The 25374-nt window shown below is 69.0% G+C and carries 25 protein-coding genes and 1 pseudogene; 9 read left to right on the top strand and 17 right to left on the bottom strand.

Annotated elements, in window-relative coordinates:
* Nucleotides 1–19: 19 nt before the first annotated feature.
* The 9 genes from MKK51_RS05460 to murB all read right to left on the bottom strand — a co-directional run bounded on the left by MKK51_RS05460 (nt 20) and on the right by murB (nt 10762).
* A complete protein-coding gene (locus tag MKK51_RS05460) occupies nt 20–229 on the bottom strand; it encodes a hypothetical protein (RefSeq protein ID WP_243975504.1) in 210 nt (69 codons plus the stop codon).
* Nucleotides 230–327: 98 nt separating this feature from the next.
* A complete protein-coding gene (gene recN / locus MKK51_RS05455; RefSeq protein ID WP_243975503.1) occupies nt 328–2001 on the bottom strand; it encodes a DNA repair protein RecN in 1674 nt (557 codons plus the stop codon).
* A gap of 119 nt (nt 2002–2120) precedes the next feature.
* Complete coding sequence (locus MKK51_RS05450; RefSeq protein ID WP_243975502.1) at nt 2121–2999, bottom strand: outer membrane protein assembly factor BamD; 879 nt, start codon at nt 2997–2999, stop codon at nt 2121–2123.
* Between the two features lie 222 nt (nt 3000–3221).
* Nucleotides 3222–4169: a UDP-3-O-acyl-N-acetylglucosamine deacetylase gene (gene lpxC / locus MKK51_RS05445; RefSeq protein WP_243975501.1), complete on the bottom strand. Its 948-nt coding sequence runs from the start codon at nt 4167–4169 to the stop codon at nt 3222–3224.
* Between the two features lie 315 nt (nt 4170–4484).
* Nucleotides 4485–6248, bottom strand: coding sequence for a cell division protein FtsZ (gene ftsZ, locus MKK51_RS05440; protein ID WP_243975500.1), 1764 nt, complete (start codon nt 6246–6248; stop codon nt 4485–4487).
* A 102-nt stretch (nt 6249–6350) separates the two neighbouring features.
* Nucleotides 6351–7673 carry a cell division protein FtsA gene (ftsA, locus tag MKK51_RS05435; RefSeq protein ID WP_243975499.1) on the bottom strand — a complete coding sequence of 441 codons (1323 nt, stop codon included), beginning with the start codon at nt 7671–7673 and terminating at the stop codon, nt 6351–6353.
* A gap of 72 nt (nt 7674–7745) precedes the next feature.
* The gene (locus tag MKK51_RS05430) at nt 7746–8720 is read right to left on the bottom strand and encodes a cell division protein FtsQ/DivIB (RefSeq protein ID WP_243975497.1); all 975 of its coding nucleotides are present in this window, start codon (nt 8718–8720) and stop codon (nt 7746–7748) included.
* On the bottom strand, nt 8687–9610 hold the full coding sequence (locus tag MKK51_RS05425) for a D-alanine--D-alanine ligase (RefSeq protein WP_243975495.1): 924 nt from the start codon (nt 9608–9610) through the stop codon (nt 8687–8689). The genes MKK51_RS05430 and MKK51_RS05425 overlap by 34 nt, the downstream gene beginning before the upstream one ends.
* A gap of 216 nt (nt 9611–9826) precedes the next feature.
* Nucleotides 9827–10762 (bottom strand): UDP-N-acetylmuramate dehydrogenase, encoded by a 936-nt coding sequence (gene murB, locus MKK51_RS05420; RefSeq protein WP_243975494.1) that lies wholly within the window; start codon nt 10760–10762, stop codon nt 9827–9829.
* A gap of 62 nt (nt 10763–10824) precedes the next feature.
* Between murB and MKK51_RS05415 the strand changes: the two genes are divergently transcribed.
* Both MKK51_RS05415 and MKK51_RS05410 read left to right on the top strand, forming a co-directional pair.
* Entirely contained in the window at nt 10825–11079 is a 255-nt protein-coding gene (locus MKK51_RS05415; protein ID WP_279600991.1) for a type II toxin-antitoxin system RelE family toxin, read from the top strand.
* Nucleotides 11080–11090: 11 nt separating this feature from the next.
* Nucleotides 11091–11480, top strand: a complete 390-nt coding sequence (locus MKK51_RS05410; protein WP_243975491.1) for a helix-turn-helix domain-containing protein — start codon at nt 11091–11093, stop codon at nt 11478–11480.
* A gap of 7 nt (nt 11481–11487) precedes the next feature.
* Here MKK51_RS05410 and murC read toward each other — a convergent pair whose 3' ends face one another.
* From murC to MKK51_RS05395, 3 genes are read right to left on the bottom strand one after another with little or no spacing between them, the layout of a single operon-like run.
* Complete coding sequence (murC, locus tag MKK51_RS05405; protein WP_243975490.1) at nt 11488–12894, bottom strand: UDP-N-acetylmuramate--L-alanine ligase; 1407 nt, start codon at nt 12892–12894, stop codon at nt 11488–11490.
* A gap of 55 nt (nt 12895–12949) precedes the next feature.
* The gene (gene murG, locus MKK51_RS05400; RefSeq protein WP_243975489.1) at nt 12950–14059 is read right to left on the bottom strand and encodes an undecaprenyldiphospho-muramoylpentapeptide beta-N-acetylglucosaminyltransferase; all 1110 of its coding nucleotides are present in this window, start codon (nt 14057–14059) and stop codon (nt 12950–12952) included.
* Nucleotides 14056–15222, bottom strand: a complete 1167-nt coding sequence (locus MKK51_RS05395; protein ID WP_027170936.1) for an FtsW/RodA/SpoVE family cell cycle protein — start codon at nt 15220–15222, stop codon at nt 14056–14058. The genes murG and MKK51_RS05395 overlap by 4 nt, the downstream gene beginning before the upstream one ends.
* 510 nt (nt 15223–15732) lie before the next feature.
* Between MKK51_RS05395 and MKK51_RS05390 the strand changes: the two genes are divergently transcribed.
* Complete coding sequence (locus tag MKK51_RS05390; protein WP_243975488.1) at nt 15733–17421, top strand: methyl-accepting chemotaxis protein; 1689 nt, start codon at nt 15733–15735, stop codon at nt 17419–17421.
* Nucleotides 17422–17637: 216 nt separating this feature from the next.
* On the opposite strand, the gene MKK51_RS05385 is transcribed toward MKK51_RS05390, so the two are convergent.
* The 4 genes from MKK51_RS05385 to MKK51_RS05370 all read right to left on the bottom strand — a co-directional run bounded on the left by MKK51_RS05385 (nt 17638) and on the right by MKK51_RS05370 (nt 19922).
* Nucleotides 17638–17865: a hypothetical protein gene (locus MKK51_RS05385; RefSeq protein WP_243975549.1), complete on the bottom strand. Its 228-nt coding sequence runs from the start codon at nt 17863–17865 to the stop codon at nt 17638–17640.
* A gap of 88 nt (nt 17866–17953) precedes the next feature.
* Nucleotides 17954–18190 carry a hypothetical protein gene (locus MKK51_RS05380; RefSeq protein WP_243975487.1) on the bottom strand — a complete coding sequence of 79 codons (237 nt, stop codon included), beginning with the start codon at nt 18188–18190 and terminating at the stop codon, nt 17954–17956.
* A gap of 77 nt (nt 18191–18267) precedes the next feature.
* Nucleotides 18268–19254: a CobW family GTP-binding protein gene (locus MKK51_RS05375; RefSeq protein ID WP_243975486.1), complete on the bottom strand. Its 987-nt coding sequence runs from the start codon at nt 19252–19254 to the stop codon at nt 18268–18270.
* A gap of 92 nt (nt 19255–19346) precedes the next feature.
* Nucleotides 19347–19922: a TetR/AcrR family transcriptional regulator gene (locus MKK51_RS05370; RefSeq protein WP_243975485.1), complete on the bottom strand. Its 576-nt coding sequence runs from the start codon at nt 19920–19922 to the stop codon at nt 19347–19349.
* Nucleotides 19923–20111: 189 nt separating this feature from the next.
* Here MKK51_RS05370 and MKK51_RS05365 point away from each other — a divergent pair, with 189 nt between their 5' ends.
* The 6 genes from MKK51_RS05365 to panB all read left to right on the top strand — a co-directional run bounded on the left by MKK51_RS05365 (nt 20112) and on the right by panB (nt 25008).
* Entirely contained in the window at nt 20112–21059 is a 948-nt protein-coding gene (locus MKK51_RS05365; RefSeq protein ID WP_243975484.1) for a quinoprotein relay system zinc metallohydrolase 2, read from the top strand.
* Between the two features lie 35 nt (nt 21060–21094).
* On the top strand, nt 21095–21940 hold the full coding sequence (locus MKK51_RS05360; protein WP_243975482.1) for a quinoprotein dehydrogenase-associated SoxYZ-like carrier: 846 nt from the start codon (nt 21095–21097) through the stop codon (nt 21938–21940).
* Nucleotides 21941–21948: 8 nt separating this feature from the next.
* Nucleotides 21949–22560 carry a rhodanese-like domain-containing protein gene (locus tag MKK51_RS05355; protein WP_409565623.1) on the top strand — a complete coding sequence of 204 codons (612 nt, stop codon included), beginning with the start codon at nt 21949–21951 and terminating at the stop codon, nt 22558–22560.
* 131 nt (nt 22561–22691) lie between these two features.
* On the top strand, nt 22692–23075 hold the full coding sequence (locus MKK51_RS05350; protein WP_243975478.1) for a thioredoxin family protein: 384 nt from the start codon (nt 22692–22694) through the stop codon (nt 23073–23075).
* A 33-nt stretch (nt 23076–23108) separates the two neighbouring features.
* A complete protein-coding gene (locus tag MKK51_RS05345; protein ID WP_243975476.1) occupies nt 23109–23828 on the top strand; it encodes a cytochrome c biogenesis CcdA family protein in 720 nt (239 codons plus the stop codon).
* A gap of 355 nt (nt 23829–24183) precedes the next feature.
* A complete protein-coding gene (gene panB / locus MKK51_RS05340; protein ID WP_243975474.1) occupies nt 24184–25008 on the top strand; it encodes a 3-methyl-2-oxobutanoate hydroxymethyltransferase in 825 nt (274 codons plus the stop codon).
* 149 nt (nt 25009–25157) lie between these two features.
* Here panB and MKK51_RS05335 read toward each other — a convergent pair.
* Nucleotides 25158–25374, bottom strand: a pseudogene (locus tag MKK51_RS05335) (porin); the annotation flags it as partial.

The following is a 25374-nucleotide window of genomic DNA, read 5'->3' as shown; positions in this document are numbered from 1 at the left end:
GCGACGGAACCGGGACGCGTCAGCCCACGCGGCGGCGGTCGCGTTCCTTGTGCCGGAGGCGCAGGAGCAGGTCGATCTGGCCGTCGGGAATCGGCTGGGTGTCGAACGTGTCCTCGTAGATCGCCCGAAGCGCGCCGCCGAGATGGTGGCGGGTCGGACTCGTCAGAATCGGCAGCCCGTCCGCTTCGCTCACAGGCCGGGGATCGGTCTCACCGTCTCCCAGATCCATCACGCGATCTCCCGTTGTGCCGACGCGTTTCCGTAAGAATCCCTGCGTCGTACCCATACCATCGCGCAAGATGGTTAACCGAAGGTTAAGATCGCCCGTCAGACATCCGTGGATTGAAGCAGGCGCGCGGCCGCCGCGCGGGCCTCGTCGGTGACCGTGGCGCCGGCCAGCATGCGGGCGATCTCCTCCCGGCGGGCGGGCGCTTCGAGGGCGGAGACGCGGGTGGCGACCCGGTCGCGGCCCTTCACCGGATCCTTGGCGATGAGGAAATGCGTCTCGGCCCGCGCGGCGACCTGGGGCGCATGGGTCACGGCCACGACCTGGACGCCCGCCGCGAGACGGGCGAGGCGGGCGCCGATGGCATCGGCCACGGCGCCGCCGACCCCGGTATCGATCTCGTCGAAGATCAGGGTCGGGGCCGAGCCCTTGTCGGCCAGGACCACCTTGAGGGCGAGCATGAAACGCGAGAGCTCGCCGCCCGACGCCACCTTCATCATCGGGCCGGGCCGCGTCCCGGGGTTGGTCTGCGCCCAGAACTCGACGCGTTCGTAGCCGGCCGGATCGCGCGATTCGGGATCGGTGGCGATCTCGGTGATGAAGCGGGCGCGTTCCAGCTTGAGGGGGGGCAGCTCGGCCTTCACCGCGAGGTCGAGAGCCTTGGCGGCCTTGCGGCGGCCCTCGCCGAGCTTGGTGGCGGCCTTGGCATAGGCCGCCTCCGCCTGGGCCAGCGTCGCCTCGAGGCCCCCGAGGGCTTCCTCGCCGGCATCGATGGCGGCCACATCCGCCTCGTAGCGCTGACGCAGCGCGGCGAGATCGTCCACCGGCACCTGATACTTGCGGGAGGCGGCGCGGAGGGCGAACAGCCGCTCCTCCACCTGCTCCAGTTCACGCGGGTCGAACTCGGATTCGCGCAGGGCCGTGTCGAGGACGGAATGGGCCTCGTCGAGGGCGGAGAGCGCGGCGTCGAGGGCCGCGATGCAGGGCTCCACCAGGGCCGGGATCTGGCTCGCCCGCCGCTCCAGCTTGCGCAGGGCCGAGGAGAGGTGGGACACGGCGGAATTCGGTCCGCCCGCCGCCTCGATCGCCTCGGAGAGCTCGCGGGCCACCTTCTCGCTCTGCTGCATGACCATGCGGCGCTCGGCCAGCGAGGTCTCCTCGCCGGCCTGGGGATCGAGCGTCTCCAGTTCCGATGCCGCATGGCGCAGGAAGTCGACCTCCTTGCGTGCGGCCTCCACCCTGGCGCGGTGCTCGGCCAGGTCGGAACGGGCGGCGCGCACGCGCTTGGCCGCCTCCCCCACCGCCGCGAGGGGGCCCTGCAATCCGCCGAAGGCATCGAGGATGGCGCGGTGGGTACCGGGATCGGCGAGCGCCCGGTCGTCGTGCTGGCCGTGGATCTCCACCAGGGTGGCGCCGATGGCCCGCAGGACCTGGACGCCCACGGCCTGGTCGTTGACGAAGGCGCGGGTGCGGCCGTCGGCCATCTGCACCCGGCGCAGGATCAGGTCGCCCTCGGTATCGAGATCGGCCTCGGCGGCGAGGCGGCGGGCGGGATGGTCGAGGGGCACGTCGAACACGGCGGTGACCCCGCCCTGCCCTTCGCCGTGGCGCACGAGGCCGCCATCGCCGCGCCCGCCCAGGGCCAGGGCGAAGGCGTCGAGCAGGATCGATTTGCCCGCGCCCGTCTCCCCGGTCAGGACGCTGAGGCCTTCGCGGAAGTTCAGGGCGAGCTTATCGATGAGAACGATGTCGCGGATCGCGAGCTGGCTCAGCATGCCGCGGGGTGGGCCTCGTTGGATACGGTGGCCACGTCTTACGGCGAAGCGGCGGCCGCTTCACCCGAAAAATGGCCCGCGATCGACACGTGCGTCGTCGCGGGCTGAGGCGATGGGTTCTAGCGCGCGTCGGCGGTGCGGCCGATGACGCCGCGATAGACCTTGCTCAGCCAGGAGGTCTTCTCCTCGCGGGGCTCCAGGCCGCCGTTCTGAAGGAGCGCGAAGGCGTCCTTGTACCAGGGGCTGTCGGGGAAGTTGTGGCCGAGCACGGCGGCGGCGGTCTGCGCCTCGGCGGTGATGCCGAGCGCCATGTAGGCCTCCACCAGGCGCTCCAGCGCCTCTTCCGCGTGGCGGGTCGTCTGGTACTTGCTCACCACGTCGCGGAACCGGTTGATCGCGGCGGGGAAGTTGCGGCGCTCCAGGTAGAAACGGCCGACTTCCATCTCCTTGCCGGCGAGTTGGTCGCGGGTGATCTGGATCTTGGCCTTGGCGTCCGCGGCGTATTCCGAGGTCGGGTATTTCTGGACGAGTTCCTGCAGACCGGCCAGCGCCTTCTCGGAGCGGTCCTGGTCGCGGGTCACGTCGGGGATCTGCTTATAATGCGACATCGCCATCAGGTACTGGGCGTAGGCCGCGTCCTTGCTCGCCGGGTGGCGCTGCAGGTAGCGCTTCGAGGCGTTGATGGCGTCGTCGTACTTGGCGCCCTCGTAATTCGAGTAGGCGGTCATCAGCAGCGCTTTGCGCGACCAGTCGGAATAGGCATAGGCCTTGTCGAGTTCGCCGAACTTCTTCGACGCGCCCTCAAAATCCTTGTCTTCCATCTTGGCCAAGCCCTCGCTGTAGAGCTTGTCGGCCGGGACGTCCGGAATGACCTCGGGCTTGTACTTCTCGGCGAAGGGATTGATCGAGTCGAGGGCGTCGCAGCCACCGAGGCCGAGGCCGCACAGCGTCAGGAGCACGGCTGCCGTCGCCCCGCGGTTACGATCGTTGAGACGCATTCCGGTTCCCCCAACAGATGGACCCGTCGAGGGGGCCGCATCGTCAAGCCATCACAAATGTCGGTCGAGTGGCTGACGGCACGGTGCCACGGCCCATGTGCCTCGATGGGGCACACGCGACCTCGCCTCTTGTCACGGACGAGTCACCAGTGGCGTCCGATTTGGGCGTGAAAGCGGCGGCCGAGCGGCGGACGCAATCGAAGCGAGGATGTTGCTTAAGAGTTACAGGTCGCTGGCGAAGGCGGCGAGGCTGAGACCGACGCCGAATTCCGGCCGGGCGGTCTCGCGGCGGGCGCCGGGCGCTTCGATGATCGTGTAGTTGGCGCGGTCGGCGAACAGCGCGTCGAGGACGCCGACATTCATCCGGTGACCGCCGCAATAGGAGCGGTAGGCGCCCTGGATCGGCAGGCCGGCGAGGGCCAGGTCGCCGACGGCATCGAGATACTTGTGGCGTACGAACTCGTCGGCGTAGCGCAGACCCTCGGGGTTGACGACGGCGTTGTCGCCGACGGCCACGGTGTTCTCGAGGGAGGCGCCGAGGGCGAAGCCGGCTTTCCAGTAGCGCTCCACGTCCTTCATCATGCCGAAGGTGCGGGCGCCGGCGATCTCACGGCGGTAGGCGGCGGGGTTCAGGTCCATCGCCTTGCGGCTGCGGCCGATCACCGGGTTGTCGAAGTCGATCTCCACGTCGAGGCGGAAGCCGCGGTCGATGGGACGGAGTTCGGCGAAGGCGCGTCCGACCTCGATGCGGACGGTGCGGAGCACCTTGATCCAGCGGCGGGGCGCCCCGCAGGTGGTGATGCCGACGGCGTCGATGGCTTCGACGTAGAGACGGGCGCTGCCGTCGAGGATCGGCATTTCCGGCCCGTCGATCTCGACGAGGACGTTGTCGATGCCGAGCCCGTAGAGGGCGGACATCAGGTGCTCGATGGTGGCGACCGCGCCGCTCTCCACGTCACCGATGACGGTGCACAACTCGGTGGCGGAGACGCAGGCGTGATGGGCCTTGATGAGCCGGTCGTGGCCCGTGGGCATTCCGGTCCGGAGGAAGCAGATTCCGTGATTGGCGGCAGCGGGGTGGAGCGTGATCTCCACCGGCTTCCCGGAATGGACGCCGATGCCACGAAGCGTGGCCGGGCCCTTGAGCGTGATCTGTTGGTTCGTCCGCATTCCCTAGCCCTCGGCCGTGATCAGGCTCGCTCTCCCTGGATTACGGGATTGCGCCGCCTCTTGACCCGTCCGCTGCTTGAAGCCCCTGCGAGCGCTGACGGCGAAACCGCCGCGCCTTTTTCGTTCCAAAAATCGTATACGCGGCGGCCGAAGCGTTAGCCAAATCACGCTTTCTTACGCTCTGTTACAGACACGCTTCTCGGACACGTTCCAAATAAGCGTTGTCGAACAATGACTTAAACGCACGTCAAACCCGGGGTCCCGAGACCCCGGGTTTGTTGCATAAAAGCCGCTACAGCCGCTTAGCGTGGCGTTTCAGTTCGCCTGGCGACGCAGGAAGGCCGGGATTTCGAGCTGGTCGTCATCCATCAGACGGGGCTGGGGGGCCACACGTCCCTGTGCATCGAGGTTGCCCTGGGCCGGACGATAGGCCGGGGGAGCCGCCACGGGTGCGCGCTTGGCGTATTCCGGCTGGGGCGCCGCCTGCGGGGCGGGCGCGCGCATGGGGGGCAGCGGGGCGGCCTCGGCCTCCTCGCGGCGTCCGCCGAAGCCGACGGTGGCGAGGCGGCGCAGCAGGGTCATCCGCTTGGAATCCCCGGCCGGCTCGGCCGGCTCCTCACCGCGCTGGGCGCGGAGCTGGGCCTGGCCCGGCATCGGCAGGTCCTGGATCTGCGGCATGCGCGGGGCGCGGGCCACCGCCACGGCCGGACGCGGCGGCACGAACGGGCCGGCGACCTGCTGCACGGGGGCCGGAGCCTGGACCGGGGCGGGAGCGGGCTCGTAGGCCATCGCGGTGCGCGGCAGCGTCTGGGTCAGGACGACCTCGTCGTGACCCTTCGGGGCGGCCGGGGCTTCCATGCGCAGAGGCTCGGGAGCCAGGGCCACCGGCTCGGACACCGCCGGGCGCGGGGCCTGCGGCTGGATCTGCGCCTGGGGCATGGGGGCCTGGGACATGGGGGCGGGAGCGGTCAGCGGCTGCTCGGGGGCACGAAAGGTGGGGGCGGGCTGTGCCGCCCTGGCCCTCGCTTCCGCACGCAGGCGCTCGGCCACTTCCGCGATCCGCTGCTCGGTCTGGACGATCTCGGGGTTGTTCTGCGAATGCGCGGTGATCAGCGCCGGCTCGATGCCGGTGGCCACCACGGAGACGCGGATGATGCCGTCGAGGCTCTCGTCGAAGGTGGCGCCGAGGATGATGTTGGCGTCCGAATCCACTTCCTCACGGATGCGGGTGGCAGCCTCGTCGAGCTCGTACAGGGTGAGGTCGTTGCCGCCGGTGATCGAGATCAGGAGGCCGCGCGCGCCCTTCATCGACACGTCGTCGAGGAGCGGGTTGGCGATGGCGGCTTCGGCGGCGCGGTTGGCGCGCTTCTCGCCCGACGCCTCGCCGGTGCCCATCATCGCCTTGCCCATGCCGCGCATGATCGCGCGGACGTCGGCGAAGTCGAGGTTGATGAGGCCTTCCTTGACCATCAGGTCGGTGATGCAGGCGACGCCCGAATAGAGCACCTGGTCGGCCATGGCGAAGGCGTCGGCGAAGGTGGTCTTCTCGTTGGCGACCCTGAACAGGTTCTGGTTCGGGATCACGATGAGGGTGTCGACGGCGGCCTGCAGCTCCTGGATGCCGGCCTCGGCGGTGCGCATGCGGCGCACGCCCTCGAACTGGAACGGCTTGGTCACGACGCCGACGGTGAGGATGCCCATGTCGCGGGCGGCGCGGGCGATGACGGGCGCCGCACCCGTGCCGGTGCCGCCGCCCATGCCGGCGGTGATGAAGCACATGTGCGCGCCCGAGAGCTGGTCGCGGATCTCGTCGATGACCTCGTCGGCGGCGGCCGAGCCGACCTCGGGGTGCGAACCGGCGCCGAGCCCCTGCGTCACGCCGAGGCCCATCTGGATCACGCGCTCGGCCTTGGAGGAGGTGAGCGCCTGGGCGTCGGTGTTCGCGACGACGAACTCGCAGCCGAGCAGGCCGGATTCGATCATGTTGTTGACGGCGTTGCCGCCGGCGCCGCCGACACCGAAGACGGTGATGCGGGGCTTGAGTTCGCGGATGTCAGGCGCCTGGAGAGAGATGGCCATGGTGTCGAGCCCTTCGTGCCGTTTTCGCGTTGCCGATGAGCGCCTCCGCAGAGGCGCCGATTGTGTCGTCGCCCCACCCCCTTCCGGGGGCGGGCCTCGTCCCTAGAAACTCTCCCGCAACCAGCGGTACACGCGGGGGATGTAGCCGTCGGTCCCGGTGCCCAGGATGGCGCCGTGCCCCCGCGGCTCAAAATGCTCCGCATGCGCCACCTGCGGGTAGACCAGCAGGCCCACCGCGGCGGAGAAGGCGGGTCCCTTGGCGGCCTCCGGCAGGCCGCGGATGCCCAGCGGCCGGCCGATCCGCACCTGGCCCTGCATCACCCGGCGGGCGACCTCGGGCAGTCCGACGAGCTGGCTCGCGCCCCCCGTCAGCACCACCCGGCGGCCGGCCTGGGCGGCGAAACCCGCGTTGCGGAGACGGTCGCGAACGAGTTCGACGATCTCCTCCACCCGCGGCTTGATGATCCGCACGAGCTGCGAGCGCGGCACGTGAGTCGGCGCGTCGCCCTCGTCCTCGCCGACCCCGTGGACCGCGATCATGTCGCGCTCGTCGGAGGCGGTGGAGATCGCCGAGCCGTAGAGGGTCTTGAGACGCTCGGCGGCCACCACCCGGGTGGAGAGGCCGCGGGCGATGTCCATGGTGACGTGGTGGCCGCCCACCGCCAGGGCGTCCACGTGGACGAGGTGCCCGCCCTCGAACACGCCGAAGCTGGTGGTGCCGCCGCCCATGTCGACGACGCAGACGCCCATCTCGGCCTCGTCGTCCACGAGGGCGGAGAGCCCGGCGGCATAGGGGGTGGCGATCACCGCCTCGACGCCGAGATGGCAATGTTCCACCGCGAGCATCAGGTTGCGGGCGGCGGCGGCCTCCGCCGTGACCACGTGGAGATCGACGCCGAGGGACTGGCCGATCATACCGGTGGGATCGATGACCGCGCCCTGGCCGTCGATGGCGTAGCCGGTGGGAAGGGCGTGGAGCACGGTGCGGCCGGGGCTGACGCCATGGGCGCTCGCCGTCTCCAGGGCGCGTTCCACGTCGGCACCCATGACGGTGCCGGAGCGGACGCCGACCTGCGCCTCGAAATGCTGCGAGCCGAGGCGGCCGCCGGAGATGTTGACGATGACCGACTGGACCTCGACCTTGGCCATCCGCTCGGCGGCGTGGACCGCCTGGCGGATCGCGCCCTCGGCGGCTTCGAGATCGACGATGGCACCGCCCTTGAGGCCGTGCGAGCGCTGATGCCCGATGCCGATGATGCGGGCGAAATGGGTCCGTCCGCGCAGGGTGGTGAGGGCCTCGGCCGGCTGGAGCTCGGCGATGAGGCAGACCACCTTGCTCGTGCCGATGTCGAGCACCGAGAGGATGGTGCTCCGGCGCGCGGAGAGCGGTTTCATACGCGGCGTGAGGCCGTGTTGCGCGTGCATCGGGTTACCGGGCAAAGGAGGCGGGAAGGGCGGGGTGGCGGGACGCGAGAGGCGCCGGACGGATCGTACGGCTCATGTCTCGGTCCCCTTGCCCTTCGGCTTCTTCTTCTGGGATTCGGCCCGCGTGGCGGCCGCCTCCTCCGTGAGCCGCACCACCACCCGGTCGGGCAGCCGCAGGTCCACGGCGATGATGTCCTTCTCGAGGATGCGGCTGTCGCGCTCGAGCTTGACGAGGCGGGCCAGGGCCTCGGCGGCCCCGGTCTCGGGAAGGCGGATGTCGACGCCGTCGAGCTTCAGGGTCCAGCGCCGGCCGGACACGTAGGTGCCGGCCTTGACCCGCTCGCCGAGCTCGCCCGCCGCCTCGATGAGGGCGAGGTAATCCTTGAGGCGCTCGTTGGCCTCCTCGCCCACCACGAGGGGGAGCGCGGCATAGCGGTCGTCGCGCATCTCGTCGATGACGGTGCCGTCGGCGGCGATGACCGAGATCTCGCCGTTGCGCTGCCACAGGGCGGCGGGCTCGCGCTCGACCTGGTTGATGACGATCTCGTTCGGATAGACCTTGCGCACCGAGACGCTGGCGATCAGCGGCACGTCGAGGAGGCGCTGGCGCGCTTCGGCGACGTCGAGGAAGACCACGGAGGAGTGGCCGTCGATGCCGGCCGCCTGCAGCACTTCCCGCTCGTAGAGACGGGCGATGCCCGAAATGGTGACGCGCTCCACGCCGAAACCGGCCAGCCGCGCCAGGACGTCGGAGACGTGGCCGTTTTCCAGCACGAAGCGGTCGTAGCGGCCGCTGGCGACGAAGCCGGTCACCGACAGGGCGGCGAAGGTGACGGCGAGGGTCAGCGTGCCCGCATGCCGGGGGATGCGCCGCTCGATCGGCTGCCCGGGCCGCGAACGGCGCGCGCGCATGAAGGGGCGCACCAGTCGCGGCAGGCGCGCCGCCAGGCCGGCGACGAGCAAGCCCGATCCGGGCGCGGGGGGTCCGTCGACGCCGGCCTGACCGGCGGCGTTCAACGACCCAGAGTAGCGTCCTCCACCATCCATCGGACGAGCTCACCGAAACTCAAGCCAGCGTAGGCTGCGATCTCCGGCACAAGGCTCGTCTTGGTCATCCCGGGCTGCGTGTTGACCTCCAGGACGACGAGGGCACCGGTTCCACCCGGTGTGTCGTCGTAACGAAGGTCCGCACGGCTGATGCCCCGGCATCCAAGTGCTTGATGCGCCGTTAACGACAACTCTTGGACACGCTGGTAAATTTTTGGTTTAATTTCTGCCGGGAGGACGTGGATCGACCCCCCCTCGGCGTACTTCGCATCGAAGTCGTACCACTCCCCCGAGGCGGGCTTGATCTCGATGACCCCGAGCGCCTTGTCCCCCATCACCGCGCAGGTGAGCTCGCGGCCCGCAACGTAAGTCTCCGCAAGGACTTGCTCGCCGTAGACCCACTCGTCCGAGGAGAGAATCTGGGGCGGATGGGAGCGCCCGTCCCGGACGATGATGACGCCCATGGAAGAGCCTTCGGCGATCGGTTTGATCACGTAGGGCGGAGTTAACGGGTGTGCCTTCGCGGCATCATGACGGTTAACGACCCGCCCCTCCGGAACGCTCACCCCGGCGGCCTTCATGATCGTTTTGGCACGTTCCTTATGCATCGCCAGGGCCGAGGCCAGGACGCCCGAATGGGTGTAGGGGATGCGCAGGATCTCGAGCAGCCCCTGGATCGTGCCGTCCTCGCCGGCCGGGCCGTGCAGGGCGTTGAGGGCCACGTCGGGACGCAGCTCCGTGAGCACCGTGGCGATGTCGGGCCCGACATCCACCTGCGTGACCCGGAACCCCTCCCCTTCGAGGGCGTCCGCGCAGGCGCGGCCCGAATTCAGGGAGACCTGACGCTCGGAGGACCATCCGCCCATGAGGACGGCGACGTGCTTGGACATTTCCGGTTCCTTCCGATGTCGTGCCGCCGGCCGTGGCCGGAGCACGCTCGTGCTAGACTCCGCCCGGTGGCGTCGGCCGCCGTTCCGAGCGTCGTAATCGATTCGGGGCCGCCTCTAGAGCTGCGCCCGACCACGTCGGGTCGGGGCACACCTCCAGATCCTTGTTGTGTCGCGCTCTCTTTCGCCGAACCGGCATCCACTTCGGCGGAGAGCGCTCTAGCCGTCCGTCGAGGCCGGGACGCCGATCCGCTTGATCTCCCAATGCAGCTCCACGCCCGACGTCTCGCGCACTCGGCGGCGGACCTCCTCGCCGAGCCCCTCGATATCGGCGGCGGTGGCGCCGTCGCGGTTGATCAGGAAGTTGCAGTGCATCTCCGAGACCTGCGCGCCGCCCATCGTCAGACCACGGCAGCCGGCGGCGTCGACGAGCTGCCACGCCTTGCCGCCCGGCGGGTTCTTGAAGGTCGAGCCGCCGGTGCGCTCGCGAATCGGCTGGGCCGCCTCGCGGGCGGCGGTGACGCGGTCCATCTCGGCTTCGATCCCGGCCCGGTCGCCGGGACGGCCCCGGAACAGGGCGCTCGTGAAGATCACGTCCTCCGGCGCCTCGCTGTGGCGGTAGGTGAAGCCCATCTCGGCATGGGTGAAGCGCCGCGGCGCCCCCGTGCGGTCGATGCCCCGCGCCTCCACCAGCACGTCGGTGGTCTCGCCGCCATGGGCCCCGGCATTCATGCGCAGCGCGCCGCCGATGGAGCCGGGAATGCCCCGGAAGAAGGCCAGTCCGTCCAGCGACGCCTCGGCCGCCGCCTTGGCGAGGCGCATGTCGGGCACGGCGGTCCCGGCGCGCAGGGTCTCGCCGTCGATCTCCACCGAACCGAAGGCCTTGCCGCCGAGGCGGATGGTGAGTCCGGGAATGCCGCCGTCGCGGACGATGAGGTTCGAGCCGAGGCCGATCACGGTCACCGGAAGCTCGGGGTCGAGGCCTGCGAGGAGATGGGCCAGATCCTCCTCGTCGGCCGGCGTGAACAGCACCTGCGCCGGCCCGCCGACGCGGAACCAGGTGAGGTCGGCGAGCGACGGATTGGCCAGGAGCCGCCCGCGCAGGGAGGGGGCGGCGGCGCGGATGGCGGGCGTGATGTCGGGGAACGCGGTCATCGAATCTCTTGCCTTCCGGCGCATTCAACGGAAAGTTGTCGGCGTCCGCGACAGGTGGTGGTATGGGCCGTACGATTGTCTACACCCGTCCCGCGGCTCGGGCGCTCGCCCGTATGCCGGTCAACACCGAAGCGCTGATACGCGAGAAACTGAGAACGCTTGCCGACGACCCCGCGGCTCTGTCCAACAACGTCAAGGCCCTCAAAGGGGCCGAGGGTTTTCGCCTGCGAATCGGCGATTGGCGGGTGATCTTCACGATCGAGGCGGATCGGGTCATTGTGCATGCCGTCGGTCCCCGCGGCTCGATCTACGGGTAGGATCCAGCATCATGACCATCGTGCGCACGCAGACGCCGTCCGGCGAATCCATCGTCATCATGCCCGAGGCCGAGTTCGAGCGGCTGGCCGCCTTGGCCGAGGATGCGTCGGACCTGCAGACATTTGCCACGTCGCAGGCCCGGCTCGCCTCCGGCGAGGACGAGATGCTCAGTGAAGCCGATCTCGATGCGTTGCGCCAGGCACCCTCTCCGCTCGCCTTCTGGCGCGGACGACGCGGCCTGTCGACGGCCGAGCTGGCGGCGCGCAGCGGCATTTCATGCGCGGATCTGACGGCCACCGAGGACGGCACCGAGATGAGCGACATCGTCGTCCTTCGGGCGCTGGCCGACGCCCTCGGCGTCGACGTGGAAGACCTCGTTCCGGCAGCACCGGTGATCTGAGCGGGGCTCACCCCTGCAACGCCGCCAATTCGCCCGGCAGGGCATAGGCCCATTGCGTGATGTTGCCGGCGCCCAGGCACACGACGTAGTCGCCGGGCTTGGCCCGCGTCGCCACGAGACCGGCGAGATCTTCGGAGCGCTGGAGCGCGATGGCGTCGCGGTGGCCGCGCGACTTCAGGCCCGAGACGAGACCGTCGCGGTCCATGCCCTCGATCGGGGGCTCCCCGGCGGCGTAGACGGGGGCGACGATGACCGTGTCGGCATCGTTGAAGCAGGTGCAGAAATCGTCGAACAGCGAGGCGAGCCGGGTGTAGCGGTGAGGCTGGATGATGGCCACGACGTTGCCCTCGGTGGAAGCGCGGGCGGCCTTCAGCACCGCCTTGATCTCCACCGGATGGTGTCCGTAATCGTCGAAGATCAGGGCGCCGTTCCATTCGCCGGTCTTGGTGAAGCGGCGCTTGACGCCGCCGAACCCGGCGAGCGCCTTGCGGATCGCCTCGGGCTCGACGCCGAGTTCGTGGGCGACGGCGAGCGCCGCGGTGGCGTTGAGCGCGTTGTGCTTGCCGGGCATGGGAAGGACGAGGTCCTCCATCTCCATGCGGAAACCGGGGCGGCGGTCGCGGATCATGACGCGGAAGCGGCTCTGACCGCCGCGCAGGTCCACGTCGATGAGGCGGACATCGGCCTGCGGGTTCTCGCCGTAGGTGATGATGCGGCGGTCCTCGATATGGCCCACGAGGTCCTGCACCACGGGATGGTCGATGCACATCACGGCGAAGCCGTAGAACGGGATGTTGTCGATGAAGCGCCGGAACGCGTCCTTCACCGCCTCGAACGAGCCGAAATGGTCGAGGTGTTCGGGGTCGATATTGGTGACAATGGCGACATCCGCCGGCAGCTTCAGGAAGGTGCCGTCGGATTCGTCGGCCTCCACCACCATCCACTCGCCCTCGCCCATGCGGGCATTGGTGCCGTAGGCGTTGATGATGCCGCCGTTGATGACGGTGGGGTCCATGTTGCCGGCGTCGAGCAGGGTCGCCACCAGGGAGGTGGTGGTGGTCTTGCCATGCGTGCCGGCGATGGCGACGCAGGATTTGAAGCGCATCAGCTCGGCCAGCATCTCGGCCCGGCGCACCACCGGCAGGCGGCGCTCGCGGGCGGCGATGAGCTCCGGGTTGTCGCGACGGATCGCGGTGGAGACCACCACGAGGGCGGCCTCCTCAACGTTCTGCGCGGCGTGACCGATGAAGGTCTTCATGCCCTTCTCGGCCAGGCGCCGGACGTTGGCGTTGTCGTTGGCGTCCGACCCCTGGACGGTATAGCCGAGGTTCGACATCACCTCGGCGATGCCGGACATGCCGATGCCGCCGATGCCGATGAAATGGATGGGGCCGAGCTTGTCGGGCAGCTTCATGGTGGGAACCAGTCTCGTCGTGTCGCGGAGCGCGTGAGGGCGCCCCGGCTCGGAATCAGGTGCGGGCTGCCGTCGCGAGGACGACATCGGCCAACCGCTCGGCGGCATCGTGGATGCCCGCGCTTTTGGCGGCTGCGGCCGCCGCGGTCAATTTTGCCGGATGGGTGAACAGGTCGAGGAGCTCGGCCGTGAGGCGGTCGGGGGTGAAGGCGCTCTGCTGGATGGCGAGCGCGGCGCCGATGCTCGCGAGGGTCGCGGCGTTGGCGGCCTGGTCCTGATCGAGGGCGCCGGGCAACGGCACCAGGATCGACGGCCGGCCCATGGCGGCGAGCTCCGACACGGTGGAGGCGCCCGAGCGCCCGATCACGAGGTGGCTGCGCGCCATGCGGGCGGGCAAGTCCTTGAAGAACGGCGCCGTCTCGAGCCCGGCGAGGCCCAGCGACAGGTAGAGGTTCTGCACCTCGGTGAGGTCTTCCGCCCGCACCTGCTGCACCAGCGTCAGCCGGGCGCGGAGGTCGGCGGGCAGCTGAGCGATGGCTTTCGGCACCACCTGCCCCATCACCGCCGCCCCCTGGCTGCCGCCGAAGACGAGGAGATGCAGGCCGTCCGCCTCGCCGAGCGAGGGATAGGGGCTCTCGGCCGCGGCCAGCACGGCGGGCCGCAGGGGATTGCCGGTATGGGTGCGCGGTGCGGTCGCCTTCGCGGGGATGCCGCGCACGTGCCTGAAGCCGGTGGCGATGGCACGGGCGCCGCGCGCGAGGAAGGCGTTGGCGCGCCCCATCACCGCGTTCTGCTCGTGCAGGACCGTCGGCACGCGCAGGATCTGACCGGCGAGCACCGGGGGCACGGTGGGGTAACCGCCAAAGCCGACGATGGCCGCCGGGTCGATGCGCCTGATCTCCCTGGCCGCCACGCCGAAGCCGCGCCCGAGGGTGAGGAGCGCGCCCGCCCGCTTGACGATGGAGCGGCCCGACGGCGTCGCCGAGGCGATGGTGACGATCTCCGAGGCCGGGAACTCGCCGGCGATGGAATCGACCCGGGCGTCGGTGGCCAGCACCACGCGCACGCCGCGCTTGCGCAGGGCATGGGCGAGGCTCTCGGCCGGGAAGAGGTGCCCGCCCGTGCCGCCGGCACAGAGCAGGATGGTCGCTGTCCGCACGGTCACCGCATCACTCCGGCGACGGTGGCCGGCGCGGTGCCCGGAGGCTTCTGGCTCAGGGTCGACATGCGCGGCCGTTTGCGGGTGAGCGCCACGAGGAAGCCCATGCCCAGCGCCAGGGAGATCAGCGAGGAGCCGCCATAGGAGACGAAGGGCAGGGTCATGCCTTTGGCCGGCATCAGCCGCACGTTCACCGCCATGTTGATGCAGGCCTGGAGGCCGAACAGGGTGGTGAGGCCGGTAATCGCCAGACGGGTGAAGGTGTCATCGGTGCGCCGCGCCAGTTTCAGTCCGCGCATGACGATATAGGCGAAGAGGCAGACGAGGCCGAGGCAGACGAGGACGCCGAATTCCTCGCCGGTCACCGAGAAGATGAAGTCGGTATGGGCGTCGGGCAGGTGGCGCTTGGCGACGCCCTCCCCCGGGCCGGTGCCGAACCAGCCGCCGGAATTGAACGATTCCCGCGCCCAGTATTCCTGGAAGCTGTCGCCGGAATCCTTGTCGAGGAAGCGGGTGATGCGCTCGCGCACGTGGTGCAGGAACTGGTAGGCGACGCCGACGCCCAGGAGGCCGGCGACGCCGAGGCCCGCGACCCAGAACCAGTGCAGGCCGGCCACGAAGAACAGCGCGCACCAGACGATGGTGATCAGCATGGTCTGGCCGAAATCCGGCTGCAGGATCAGCGGCACGATGGTGACGGGCAGGAGCAGGATCGCCAGCAGCCCGCCGGGCATGTCGCGACGCTGCGCGCCCTCCGAGAAGGCCCAGGCGGCCACGACCACGAAGGCGGGCTTGACGAATTCCGACGGCTGGAGGCCGAAGGGGCCGAACTGGATCCAGCGATGCGCGCCCTTGATCTCCGGCCCGAACTTGCCGGCGAGGATGCAGAGGGTGACGCCGACGATCCAGGTGGCCAGAGCCACCCGCCGGATGTGGCGCAGGGACAGGAACGACACCGCGACGATGATGAGGATCGTCGGGGCGAGGTACATCGCCTGTCGGTTGAGGAAGTGGAAGGTCGGCAGGCCGATCTTCTCCGCCACGGGCGGTCCGCCGCCCATGAGGAAGACGAGGCCGGCCACCATCAGGGCGGTGAGGCCGGCGAGAAGGCCGCGATCGACGGTCCACCACCAATCGGTCAGGGGCGTGCGTTCCGCGCGGGACATCATGGGATCGGCGCTCTCCGTGAGCCTTCCGGCGCCCGGAACGAGCAGCCGACAGCCGCCGGCAGCATCGGACCGGCTCGGATGCGATCCTGTGCCGGAATGGTAAACCAATCCTTGCGCTCGCCCCGTTCGTTCGCCGGCACGGCCGGCAGTGCCGGAACAGCGTTCGCAAGATCGTCCGCTTCGACGATCAGATCACGCGTCGGGGACCGTCGTCTTCGGACCGATGCGGCAGGTCACGGGAAGCGAATATCGTGGCGAGTCAAAAAAAACATCGACGGCTGCGCGGGCCTGCACTCGGATTCACCTCCGAAACACGTCCCCGGCGGCAATCCACCGTAATTCAGTAATCGCGATCAACGCTGAGCAATCGCATCAATACTCAAAGCCACCAATCAAAGAGGATAACCATAAATTTTGATGCAAAATAGCCGTTGTTAATAATATCTTATGCCCTACTGCAGCAGAATGGCCTCATCTATTCAGATCACTCCATGCGGAAGCATCGGTTCGATGAAGTCGTTCAATAATCTCAGTCTGCTGGTCAAGATCATCATCCCGCTGGTTTTGACGGCGGCGATTTCTGCCGGACTCTTGGCCTACGCGCGCTATTCCATGGCCCTGATCGCCGCGCAGACGCAGGAGATCGTGACGGTCCATACCGCGCGACAGCGCCATTCCCTCACCCTGGAACTCGGCGTCGTCGAAGCGACGCTCGAGAACCGGAACATCCTGCTGAAGAAGGATGCCAAGGACATGGAAGCCTACAAGGCGAGGGAGGAGGCGGCCATGACGTCAGCGCGGGACGCGCTGGCCAGGCTTTCGAAACTGGCCGATTCGCCCCAGCGCATCGCCATGAACGAGGCCATGCGGAACGACATGGACGCCTTCTTCGCCGTCCTGACCCGCTCGACGGCTGCGGGAATGAAGAACGACCTCGAGACCGGACTAGCCCTCGCGCAGGAGGCTTCGCCGCTCAGTGCGAAACTGCGCGAGCAGGTCCTGCGGCGAATCCAGGTGATCGGCCAGGAACTGCATCAGAGCGCAGACCGCGCGGAGCAGATCGCCGCGTCGACGTCCCTCCTGATGATCTCGGCTGCCGTGATCGGTCTTGTGTCGGCGATGGCGCTCGCCGCCGCCATCGTCATCCTGGGGATCTCCCGCCCGGTGAACGGGATGACGGCATCCATGAGCCGCCTCGCCGCGGGTGATCTCGACGTGTCCGTCGAGGGCACGGAGCGCAAAGACGAGATCGGCCTGCTCGCGCGCGCCCTGGAGGTGTTCAAGCGCAACGCCATCGACGCACGTCGACTGACACAGGCGCAGGAGGCGGAGAACCAGGCCAAGATGCGCCGGGCCGACGCCCTCAGCGACCTGACCGCCCGGTTCGAGGCCAACGTCTCGGCCCTGACCCAGGGGCTGGCGGGCGCCGCCACCGAGATGGAGGCCACCGCCCAGTCCCTGTCCACGACCGCCGACCAGTCGATCCGCCAGGCCTCCACGGTGGCGAGCGCGGCGGAGGAGACCTCCGGCAACGTCCATACCGTCGCCGCCGCCAGCGAAGAGATGTCCGCGTCGATCCAGGAGATCGTGACCCAGGCGACCCAATCCTCCGGCATGGCCCAGCAGGCCGTGGCGGACACCTGCCGGACCGAGGCCAACGTGAAGCGGTTGACGGAGGTCGCCGACAGCATCACCGATGTCGTGTCGATGATCTCGACCATCGCGAGCCAGACCAACCTGCTGGCGCTCAACGCCACCATCGAGGCGGCGCGTGCCGGCGAGGCGGGACGCGGCTTCGCGGTGGTGGCCACGGAGGTCAAGGAACTCGCCGGGCAGACGGCCCGGGCCACCGAGGACATCCGGATCAAGATCGGCGAGATCCAGGGTGCGACCGACGAGGTCGTGTCCGACATCACCCGCATCGGCCGGTCCATCGCCGACATGTCGACCTATTCCGACGGCATCGCCGCCGCCATGGAGCAGCAGGGTGCCGCCACCCGCGAGATCGCCCGCAACGTGCAGGCGGCCGCACAGGGGACCCAGGAGGTGACGAGCAGCATCGCGACCGTGCGGACGGGGGCGAATTCGACCGGGGCCGCCGCGACCCAGGTGCTCGGCGCAGCGAAAGAGCTGTCGCGGTACTCCGAAAACCTCGGCCACGAGGTGACGGCGTTCCTGGCCGGAGTGAAGGCCGCCTGACCGCTTTCCGTCGGCGGCCCGAGCCGGCCCCGGTCGCAGAGCCGGGGGCGGCTCCCGCGGACACCGCCGTGCTCCGGGCGGGAGCCGATCGTGATCGGGAGTTTAGTGAGGCGCTCCTGGAGCGCTCTCCGCCGAAGTGGATGCCGGTTCGGCGAAAAAGAGTGCGACACAACAAAGATCTGGAGGTGTGCCCCGACCCGACGTGGTCGGGCGCTCCTAGCGTCGCATCGACTTGAACCCGCAGGTGGAGCCGTTGTCGCGGTAGCCGGCGGGGCAGCGGCGGACGCAGGCGCCGGCCGCGAATTTCAGCGGCGGGCGGCAGGCCTTGCGCACGCTCGGCGGCCGGAACTCGTAATCCTGCGCCGGACCGGCCATCGCCTCCCCGCCGAAGGTCAGGGAGGCGGCAAGGAGCAGGGCGGCGCGACGAGCGAGACGGGGGATCATGGCGGCTTCCGATGGACGGGACATCCCCGCATCCCGCCGCGACCCCGACGATCCCGTCAAGGTCGCCCTGCCCCCGGGCGGGCGGATGTCACCGGTTCATGTTCCGGAAACGGCAATAGCCCCGACCGGTATCGCGATACCCCGCGGGGCAGCGCTGGACGCAGGCGCCGGCCGCGAATTTCAGCGGCGGCTTGCACATGCGGCCGAAGCGCTTCTCGCGATCCATCGCATACTTCGCCGCCGCCGGCGTGGAGAGCGCGACGCTTCCCAAGGGAACCGCCACCGTCAGGGCGAGGAGGGAAGCGAAGGCGACGCGCAGGGTCATCGTGATATCCGGACGAAATCGGGGGACGGACGGACAATGCGCCCATCCCCGATCGGTTCGATTCCGGATGAAGCCCGTCAGGCCGCCTTGCAGTCGTAGAACCCTTCGCGGATCGCCTGCGGGTCGAGCTTGCGGCCGATGAAGACGACGCGGGAGACGCGGGCCTCGTCCTCCTTCCACGGCCCCTGGAGATCGCCGTCGAGGATCTGGTGGACGCCCTGGAAGACGAAGCGCTGCGGCTCGTCGGGGAAGGCGACGATGCCCTTGCAGCGCAGGATGTCCGGTCCCTGGACCTGGGTCAGGGTCGAGATCCACGGCATGAACTTTTCGGGGTCCACCGGGCCGTCGATCTTCGCCGAAACCGACTGCATCTCGTCGTCGTGGTGGTGATGGTGGCCCTCCTCGAGGAAGTCGGGCTCGATGTCGAGGATGCGCGACAGGTCGAAGGCGTTGCGGTCGAGCACCTGATCGAGGGGGACGTCGCAGCGACTGGTGCGGTGGACCTTGGCGTAGGGGTTGATCGCGCGGATCAGACCCTCGACGCGGTCGAGATCGGCCGGCTCCACGAGGTCGGCCTTGTTGAGGAGGATCACGTCGGCGAAGGCGATCTGGTTCTTGGCCTCCGGCGCGTCCTTCAGGCGCTCGGTCAGCCATTTGGCGTCGGCCACCGTCACCACCGCATCGAGGCGGGCGGCCCCGCCCACATCCTCGTCGATGAAGAAGGTCTGGGCCACGGGGGCCGGGTCGGCCAGCCCGGTGGTCTCCACGATGATCGCGTCGAACTTGCCGCGCCTTTTCACGAGGCCGTCCATGATGCGGATGAGGTCGCCCCGCACGGTGCAGCAGACGCAGCCGTTGTTCATCTCGAACACTTCCTCGTCGGCGCCGATGACGAGGTCGTTGTCGATGCCGATCTCGCCGAACTCGTTGACGATGACCGCGTAGCGCTTGCCGTGGTTCTCGGTGAGGATGCGGTTGAGGAGCGTGGTCTTGCCGGCTCCGAGATAGCCGGTGAGCACGGTCACGGGGATCTTCGAGGAGGCGGGGGACGGGCTGTCGGACATGCGAGGCTCTTCGGGTTCGCGGGGTCGCCCCCGCGTCGGCTGTGTGGTGGCTGTTATATTGTATCACCCCTCCCCGATGAAAGGGCGTTCCGTCACGCGATCCGAGGGGGCCGGAGACCGTCGCTGAGGGCGGCGAGGGTGGAGCGGAAGCCGGCCGATCCGGCAAGCAGCCGTTCCAGCAGGAGCGCACCCTCCAGGGTCGCCACCACCATCCGGGCCGTGGCGGCGGGGTCGAGACCGGGACGCAGGCTCCCGTCGGCGCATCCCTCGGTCAGCACCCGCTCCAGCCAGGCGATGTGCTTGTCGAAGAACCGGGCGAGGTCGGCGCGCAGGACGTCCGGCAGGGTGTCCATCTCGATGGCGAGCACGGCGCAGAGGCAGCCGAGGCCGTCCTCGACCCCGGTGAGATAGAGCCGGCCATAGGCCTCGATCCGCGACGCCGCGTCCGGCTGCGCCGCCATGATGCCGGCGAGCGCCACATCGTAGCGGGCGTCGTAGGCCGCCACCAGCGCGAGGGCGAGGTCGGTCTTCGTGCGGAAATGATGGTGGATGCTCGCCTTGCGGATGCTCACCGCCTCGGCGAGGTCGCCGTAGCTGAAGCCGGAATAGCCCCGGCCACGCACCAGGATCTCGGCCTGGGCCAGCAGTTCCGCTCTCGTGTCTCTCATGGCCGGTCGATCATGGTTCTGGCTTCGCGGAACGGGTGAGGCGGCCACGAAGGCGTGATGCGCCCGCTCCGGTCCCGGGCACTTCTACCGTTGACGGCAGCAAAAATCTACCTACTAGATGGTAGCCACAAAAACGGGAGGATAATTCATGAAGGGTCGCTTCGTCGGGCGATCGTCGCAGGATATGCCATGATTCCGTATTCCGAGCGGACCATGGCCACGCGCCGCGCCGCCCTGTTCGGCGGGCTGTGCCTGTGCTGCCTGCCGAGCCTCGGCCGGGCGGCCGAGTCCTTCACCCTGGACGAGGTCGGTCCGGGCATCTTCATGCGGCGCGGCCTCGACGCCGAGGCGACGCCAGAGAACGGCGACGCCATCGCCAATATAGGCTTCATCGTCGGCGAGAAATCCGTGCTCGTAACGGAATCCGGCGGCAGCCTCACGGACGGGGAATGGCTCCGCGCCGAGATCGGGAAACGCACGTCGAAGCCCGTCAGCCACGTGGTGCTGACCCATGTCCATCCCGACCATTGCTTCGGCGCGCAAGCCTTCGCGCAGGACAAGCCGGTCTTCATCGGCCACCACGTCCTGCGCTCGGCCCTCGATTCGCGGGGCGACTTCTACAGGACGCGCCTCGTGGAGATCCTCGGCGCCGACAAGGCCGGGTCGGTGGTCTACCCGACGATGGAGGTGGCCGACACCGCGGAGATCGACCTCGGCGGGCGGGTTCTGCGCTTCAGAGCGCACGGCGTCGCCCACACCAATTGCGACCTCTCCATGGTCGATACCCGGACGGGCATCCTGTTCCCGGCCGATCTCCTGTTCGTCACCCGGGTCCCCTCCCTCGACGGCAGCCTGCTCGGCTGGCTCAAGGAGGTCGAGACGCTGGCGGGACTGGGAGCGTCCAAGGCCGTCCCCGGCCATGGCCCGACCCTGGTCGACGCCGCCCCCGCCTTCGCGGATCTCACGCGCTACCTCACCGCGCTGCGCGACGAGACCCGCAAGGCCATCGCCGCCGACCAGCCCATCGACAAGGCCGTGGACAGTATCGGCCGGTCGGAGCGCGAGAAATGGGTCCTGTTCGACACCTATAACGGCCGCAATGTCACTCAGGCCTACAAGGAGCTTGAGTGGGAATGAGCCAGCGCCACATCATCACGACGAGGAGAGACGCCATGATTACCCACGAGCCGACACGAGCCTCCCGGACCCGGCGGTCGTTTTCCGCCGCCCTGTGCCTGTCCGCCGTCCTGCTGACGGGCGGCTCCGCCCTGGCCGCCGGCTCCAGCGACAGCGATGCGGAGCGGGTGGAACGCTGGAAGGACATCGCCAAATCGATCTTCGGCGACCGCGCGATCGAGGCCACCGACACGCTGATCAAGGTCGACGCGCCGCCGCGCGCCCTCGACGCCGCCCTGGTGCCGATCACCCTGATGATGCCGGAGAAGGACCGCATCGCCGCCATCCATCTCGTCATCGACGACAACCCGTCGCCCTATGCCGCGCACATCACCTTCGGCCCCGCCGCCGACCCGAGCGAGGTCAAGCTCCGGGTGCGGATCAACAACTACACCAACGTCCACGCCGTGGCCGAGACCAAGGACGGCAAGCTCTACGAGGCCGTGAAGTTCGTCAAAGCGTCGGGCGGCTGCTCCGCCCCCATGGGGATGAGCGACGAGGAGGCCCTGAAGGGCGCCGGCGACATGCGGATGAAGTTCGCGGAAGGTGGCCAGGGCAAGCCGTCGGAGGCGACGCTGATGATCCGGCACCCGAATTTTAGCGGGATGCAGATGAACCAGATCACCCGCGACTACACGCCGGCCCGCTACATCAACAAGCTCGACGTCACCGCCAACGGCAAGCTCGTCTTCTCGATGAACGGCGACATCTCCATCGCCTCGAACCCGGTGATCAATTTCGGCCTCGCCCCCGACGCCAAGGGGCCGATCAAGGTGGTCGCCTCGGACAACCAGCAGGGCCGCTGGGAGCACAGCTTCAACCCGCCCGGCCCGAGCAATTGAGGATGACGATGCCGAGCATGATCCGACTGATCGGAGCCGCCTCCATCGCCCTCGCCGCCCTGTCGGGCGCGCCCGCCCCGGCCCGGGCGGCGAGCCCCGCCGATTCGCCGGTGAACGTGCCGGAACCCGAAGGGTTCTGGACCGGGCCGCCGAAGGGCTACCCCCCCAAGACCCTGACGGGCGCCACCGTGGTGGATATCGGCGCCCTCGACCGCCTCGTGGCCGCCGAGAAGCCGGTGATGATCGACGTGGCCCTGGCCGACCGGAAGCCGGCGGGCTTTCCGGAGGACCGGCCCTGGCTGCCGGCCCACCGCTCGATCCCCGGCAGCGTCTGGATGCCCGGCGCGGGCGCGGCGCCCATGGACCCGGCGCGGGAGGCGCAGTTCCTCTCCCGCGTCGCCGACCTCACCGGCGGCGACAAGACGAAGCCGGTGGTGACCTTCTGCCACCCCGAATGCTGGGGCAGCTGGAATGCCGGAAAGCGCCTGATCCAGAACGGCTATTCCCGCGTCTACTGGTTCGCCGACGGGGTCGAGGGCTGGCAGGACAGCCACGAGACGACGATTCTCAAGGTCGACGCCGCCTGGGCCGCCAAGCCTGCCGGCGAAGCTCAGCGCTAGATGCCTGCCGGCGAGGCACAGAGATAGACGCCTGCCGGCGAGCCACAGCGATAAAGACGCACGAGAGGAACCGGCGTGCGGGATCGCCGCCGGTTCCGCCCCGGACACGATCCCCGATCGAGACAGCCCCGATGATCAGCCGTCGCGCCCTCCTCCTCACGACGGCCCTCCTCGCCGCCGCCCCCTGTGGTGCATCGGCGGCCGAGCCGTTCGACGAGGCGGCCTTCGCCGCCGCTCAAGGCGCCGGCCGGCCGATCATCGTGGAGGTGACCGCACCCTGGTGCCCGATCTGCAAGACCCAGCGGCCGATCCTGAAGGCCCTGTCCGAACAGCCGCGCTTCAAGGATCTGGCGATCTACGAGATCGACTTCGATACGCAGAAGGCCCTGATGCGCCGGTTCGACGCCCGGATGCAGAGCACGCTCATCGCCTTCAAGGGACGCGACGAGGTCGGCCGCTCGGTGGGCGAGACGCAGGGCGAATGGATCGAGGCGCTGGTGGAGAAGGCGCTGTAGAAGGGTGGCGGGACTCGGGCGGCCGATGACGTCATGAACGTTTCCCTCGGCCTCGCCTTCCTGGCCGGCCTGCTCACCATTCTCTCTCCCTGCGTGCTGCCGCTGCTTCCCATCGTCCTCGGTGCGGCGGCCTCCGAGCACCGTTTCGGGCCGGCGGCCCTGGCGGGCGGTCTCGCCCTGTCCTTCGTGGCGCTCGGCCTGTTCGTGGCGACGATCGGGTTCGGCCTCGGCCTCGACGGGGACGTCTTCCGCCCGGTGGCGGCGCTCCTCCTCGTCATCGTCGGCGCGGTCCTCGTCCTGCCCGCCCTCCAGACCCGCCTCGCCGCCGCCGCCGGGCCGCTGAGCGACCGGGTGGAGCGGCGCTTCGGGGGCATCGCGACCACCGGCCTTGCCGGCCAGTTCACCGTCGGCCTTCTGCTGGGCGCGGTATGGAGCCCCTGCGTGGGGCCGACCCTCGGCGCGGCCTCCCTCCTCGCCGCGCAGGGCAGGGATCTCGCCGCGGTCGCGCTCACCATGCTGGTCTTCGGCCTCGGCGCCGCCCTGCCCCTGCTCGTCCTCGGCCTGCTGTCGCGGCAGGTGCTGATGGCGTGGCGGACGCGGATGATGCAGGCGGGCAAGGGCCTCAAGGCCGCCCTGGGCCTCGTCCTCGTCCTCACCGGATTGGCGATCCTGGCGGGGGTCGACAAGCGCCTCGAGACGGCGCTCGTGGCCGCCTCGCCGGACTGGCTGACGGCCCTGACCACCCGTTTCTAAGGTATACCACGCGACGTGAAGCCGGAGGACGAAGACAGCCGACGAAATCAGCACCATCAGGGGCTTATGGACCGACGTCCCCGTTGACACGGCTCGGGTTGTGGCAGAATAAAGGCGCCGGAGACGGCCCGACGTCTAGGGAGGAAACGCCCGGCAAGGGTTGCGACGACAGGCGACGCCATCGCCGGATCGTCAGCATGATATCCGTCAGCCTCTCCGGCTCATCGTCCACACGCGACCTGCATACAGGCGACCGCGACCGTCATTACGGCGCGTGATTTCGGAACCCTGAGCGTATAGACATCCCCGGCATGCCTGCGGCCTTCGCGCCGCCGGCCGAACCGGGTTGAGATCGATGTCGCAAGTCGTTCAGTCACGCCGCATCCGAGCTGTAGACCTCGCCAAGCGCAAGGCCGAAGGCGCCAAGATCATCGCGCTGACGGCCTACCACGCCCACACCGCCAGCATCCTCGATCCCCATTGCGATTTCATCCTGGTGGGCGATTCCCTCGGCATGGTCATGCACGGGATGGAAACGACCCTGCCGGTGACCCTGGAGATGATGATCGTCCAGGCGCAGGCCGTGATCCGGGGTACCTCGAAGGCCCTCATCGTCGTCGACATGCCGTTCGGCTCCTACGAGGCGAGCCCGCAGCAGGCCTTCATGAGCGCCGCCCGCGTGCTGAAGGAGACCGGCGCCGGCGCGATCAAGATGGAGGGCGGCGCACGGTTCGCCGAGACGGTCGGCTTCCTGGTGGAGCGGGGCATCCCGGTCATGGGCCATATCGGCCTCACCCCCCAATCCGTGAACACGATGGGCGGGTTCCGCGTGCAGGGACGCGGCGAGGACGGCGAGCGCAAGCTGATGCAGGACGCCCAGGCGATCAGCGACGCGGGCGCCTTCGCCATCGTGCTGGAAGGCATCGTCGAGCCGGTGGCCCGCGCCATCGCCACGAACCCCTCCATCACCACGGTGACCATCGGCATCGGCGCCTCCACCGCCTGCGACGGCCAGATCCTCGTCCTCGAGGACATGCTGGGCCTGAGCGACCGGGTGCCGAAATTCGTCAAGCGCTTCGGCTCCCTGCGCGGGCAGATCGAGGGCGCCGTGGAGGCCTACGCCGAAGAGGTCCGCGCCGGCCGCTTCCCGGCGGAGGAGCACACCTACGATCCCCTCTGACGCCACGTCTCACGGACCCAGAGGTCGGGGTCGGTGAGGTCCGGCGGGCGACCGCCGCCGCATCCCGCCGTCACGAAGGCGTCGGCGGTCGAGTCGAGCCGACCAAGTCGTCCGCCGGCCAGGGTAACCGCAAGGTCTCGCGTGAAAGCTCAGCCCGGAGAGAGGCCGACGATCGCTCCCAGCGGCACGATCAGGGTCGCGCCGACGTAGAAGCCGTCCTTGCTGCGGTTGGCCGTGTAGGGGTTCCAGTAGGAATTGCCGTTGACGAGGTACTGGACGACCGGCTCGAAGAAGATGCCCTTGCCGACGGCCAGATGTGCGTTGGCCTCGAAGACGAACTTGTCGCGGGAATACGGTGCGCCGGTC

Source organism: Methylobacterium sp. E-045 (genome assembly GCF_022829685.1).
In the GTDB taxonomy this organism is placed as follows: Bacteria; Pseudomonadota; Alphaproteobacteria; order Rhizobiales; family Beijerinckiaceae; genus Methylobacterium.
The sequence above is the reverse complement of the archived record's forward strand: the minus strand, read 5'-3'. Positions and strand labels throughout refer to the sequence as shown.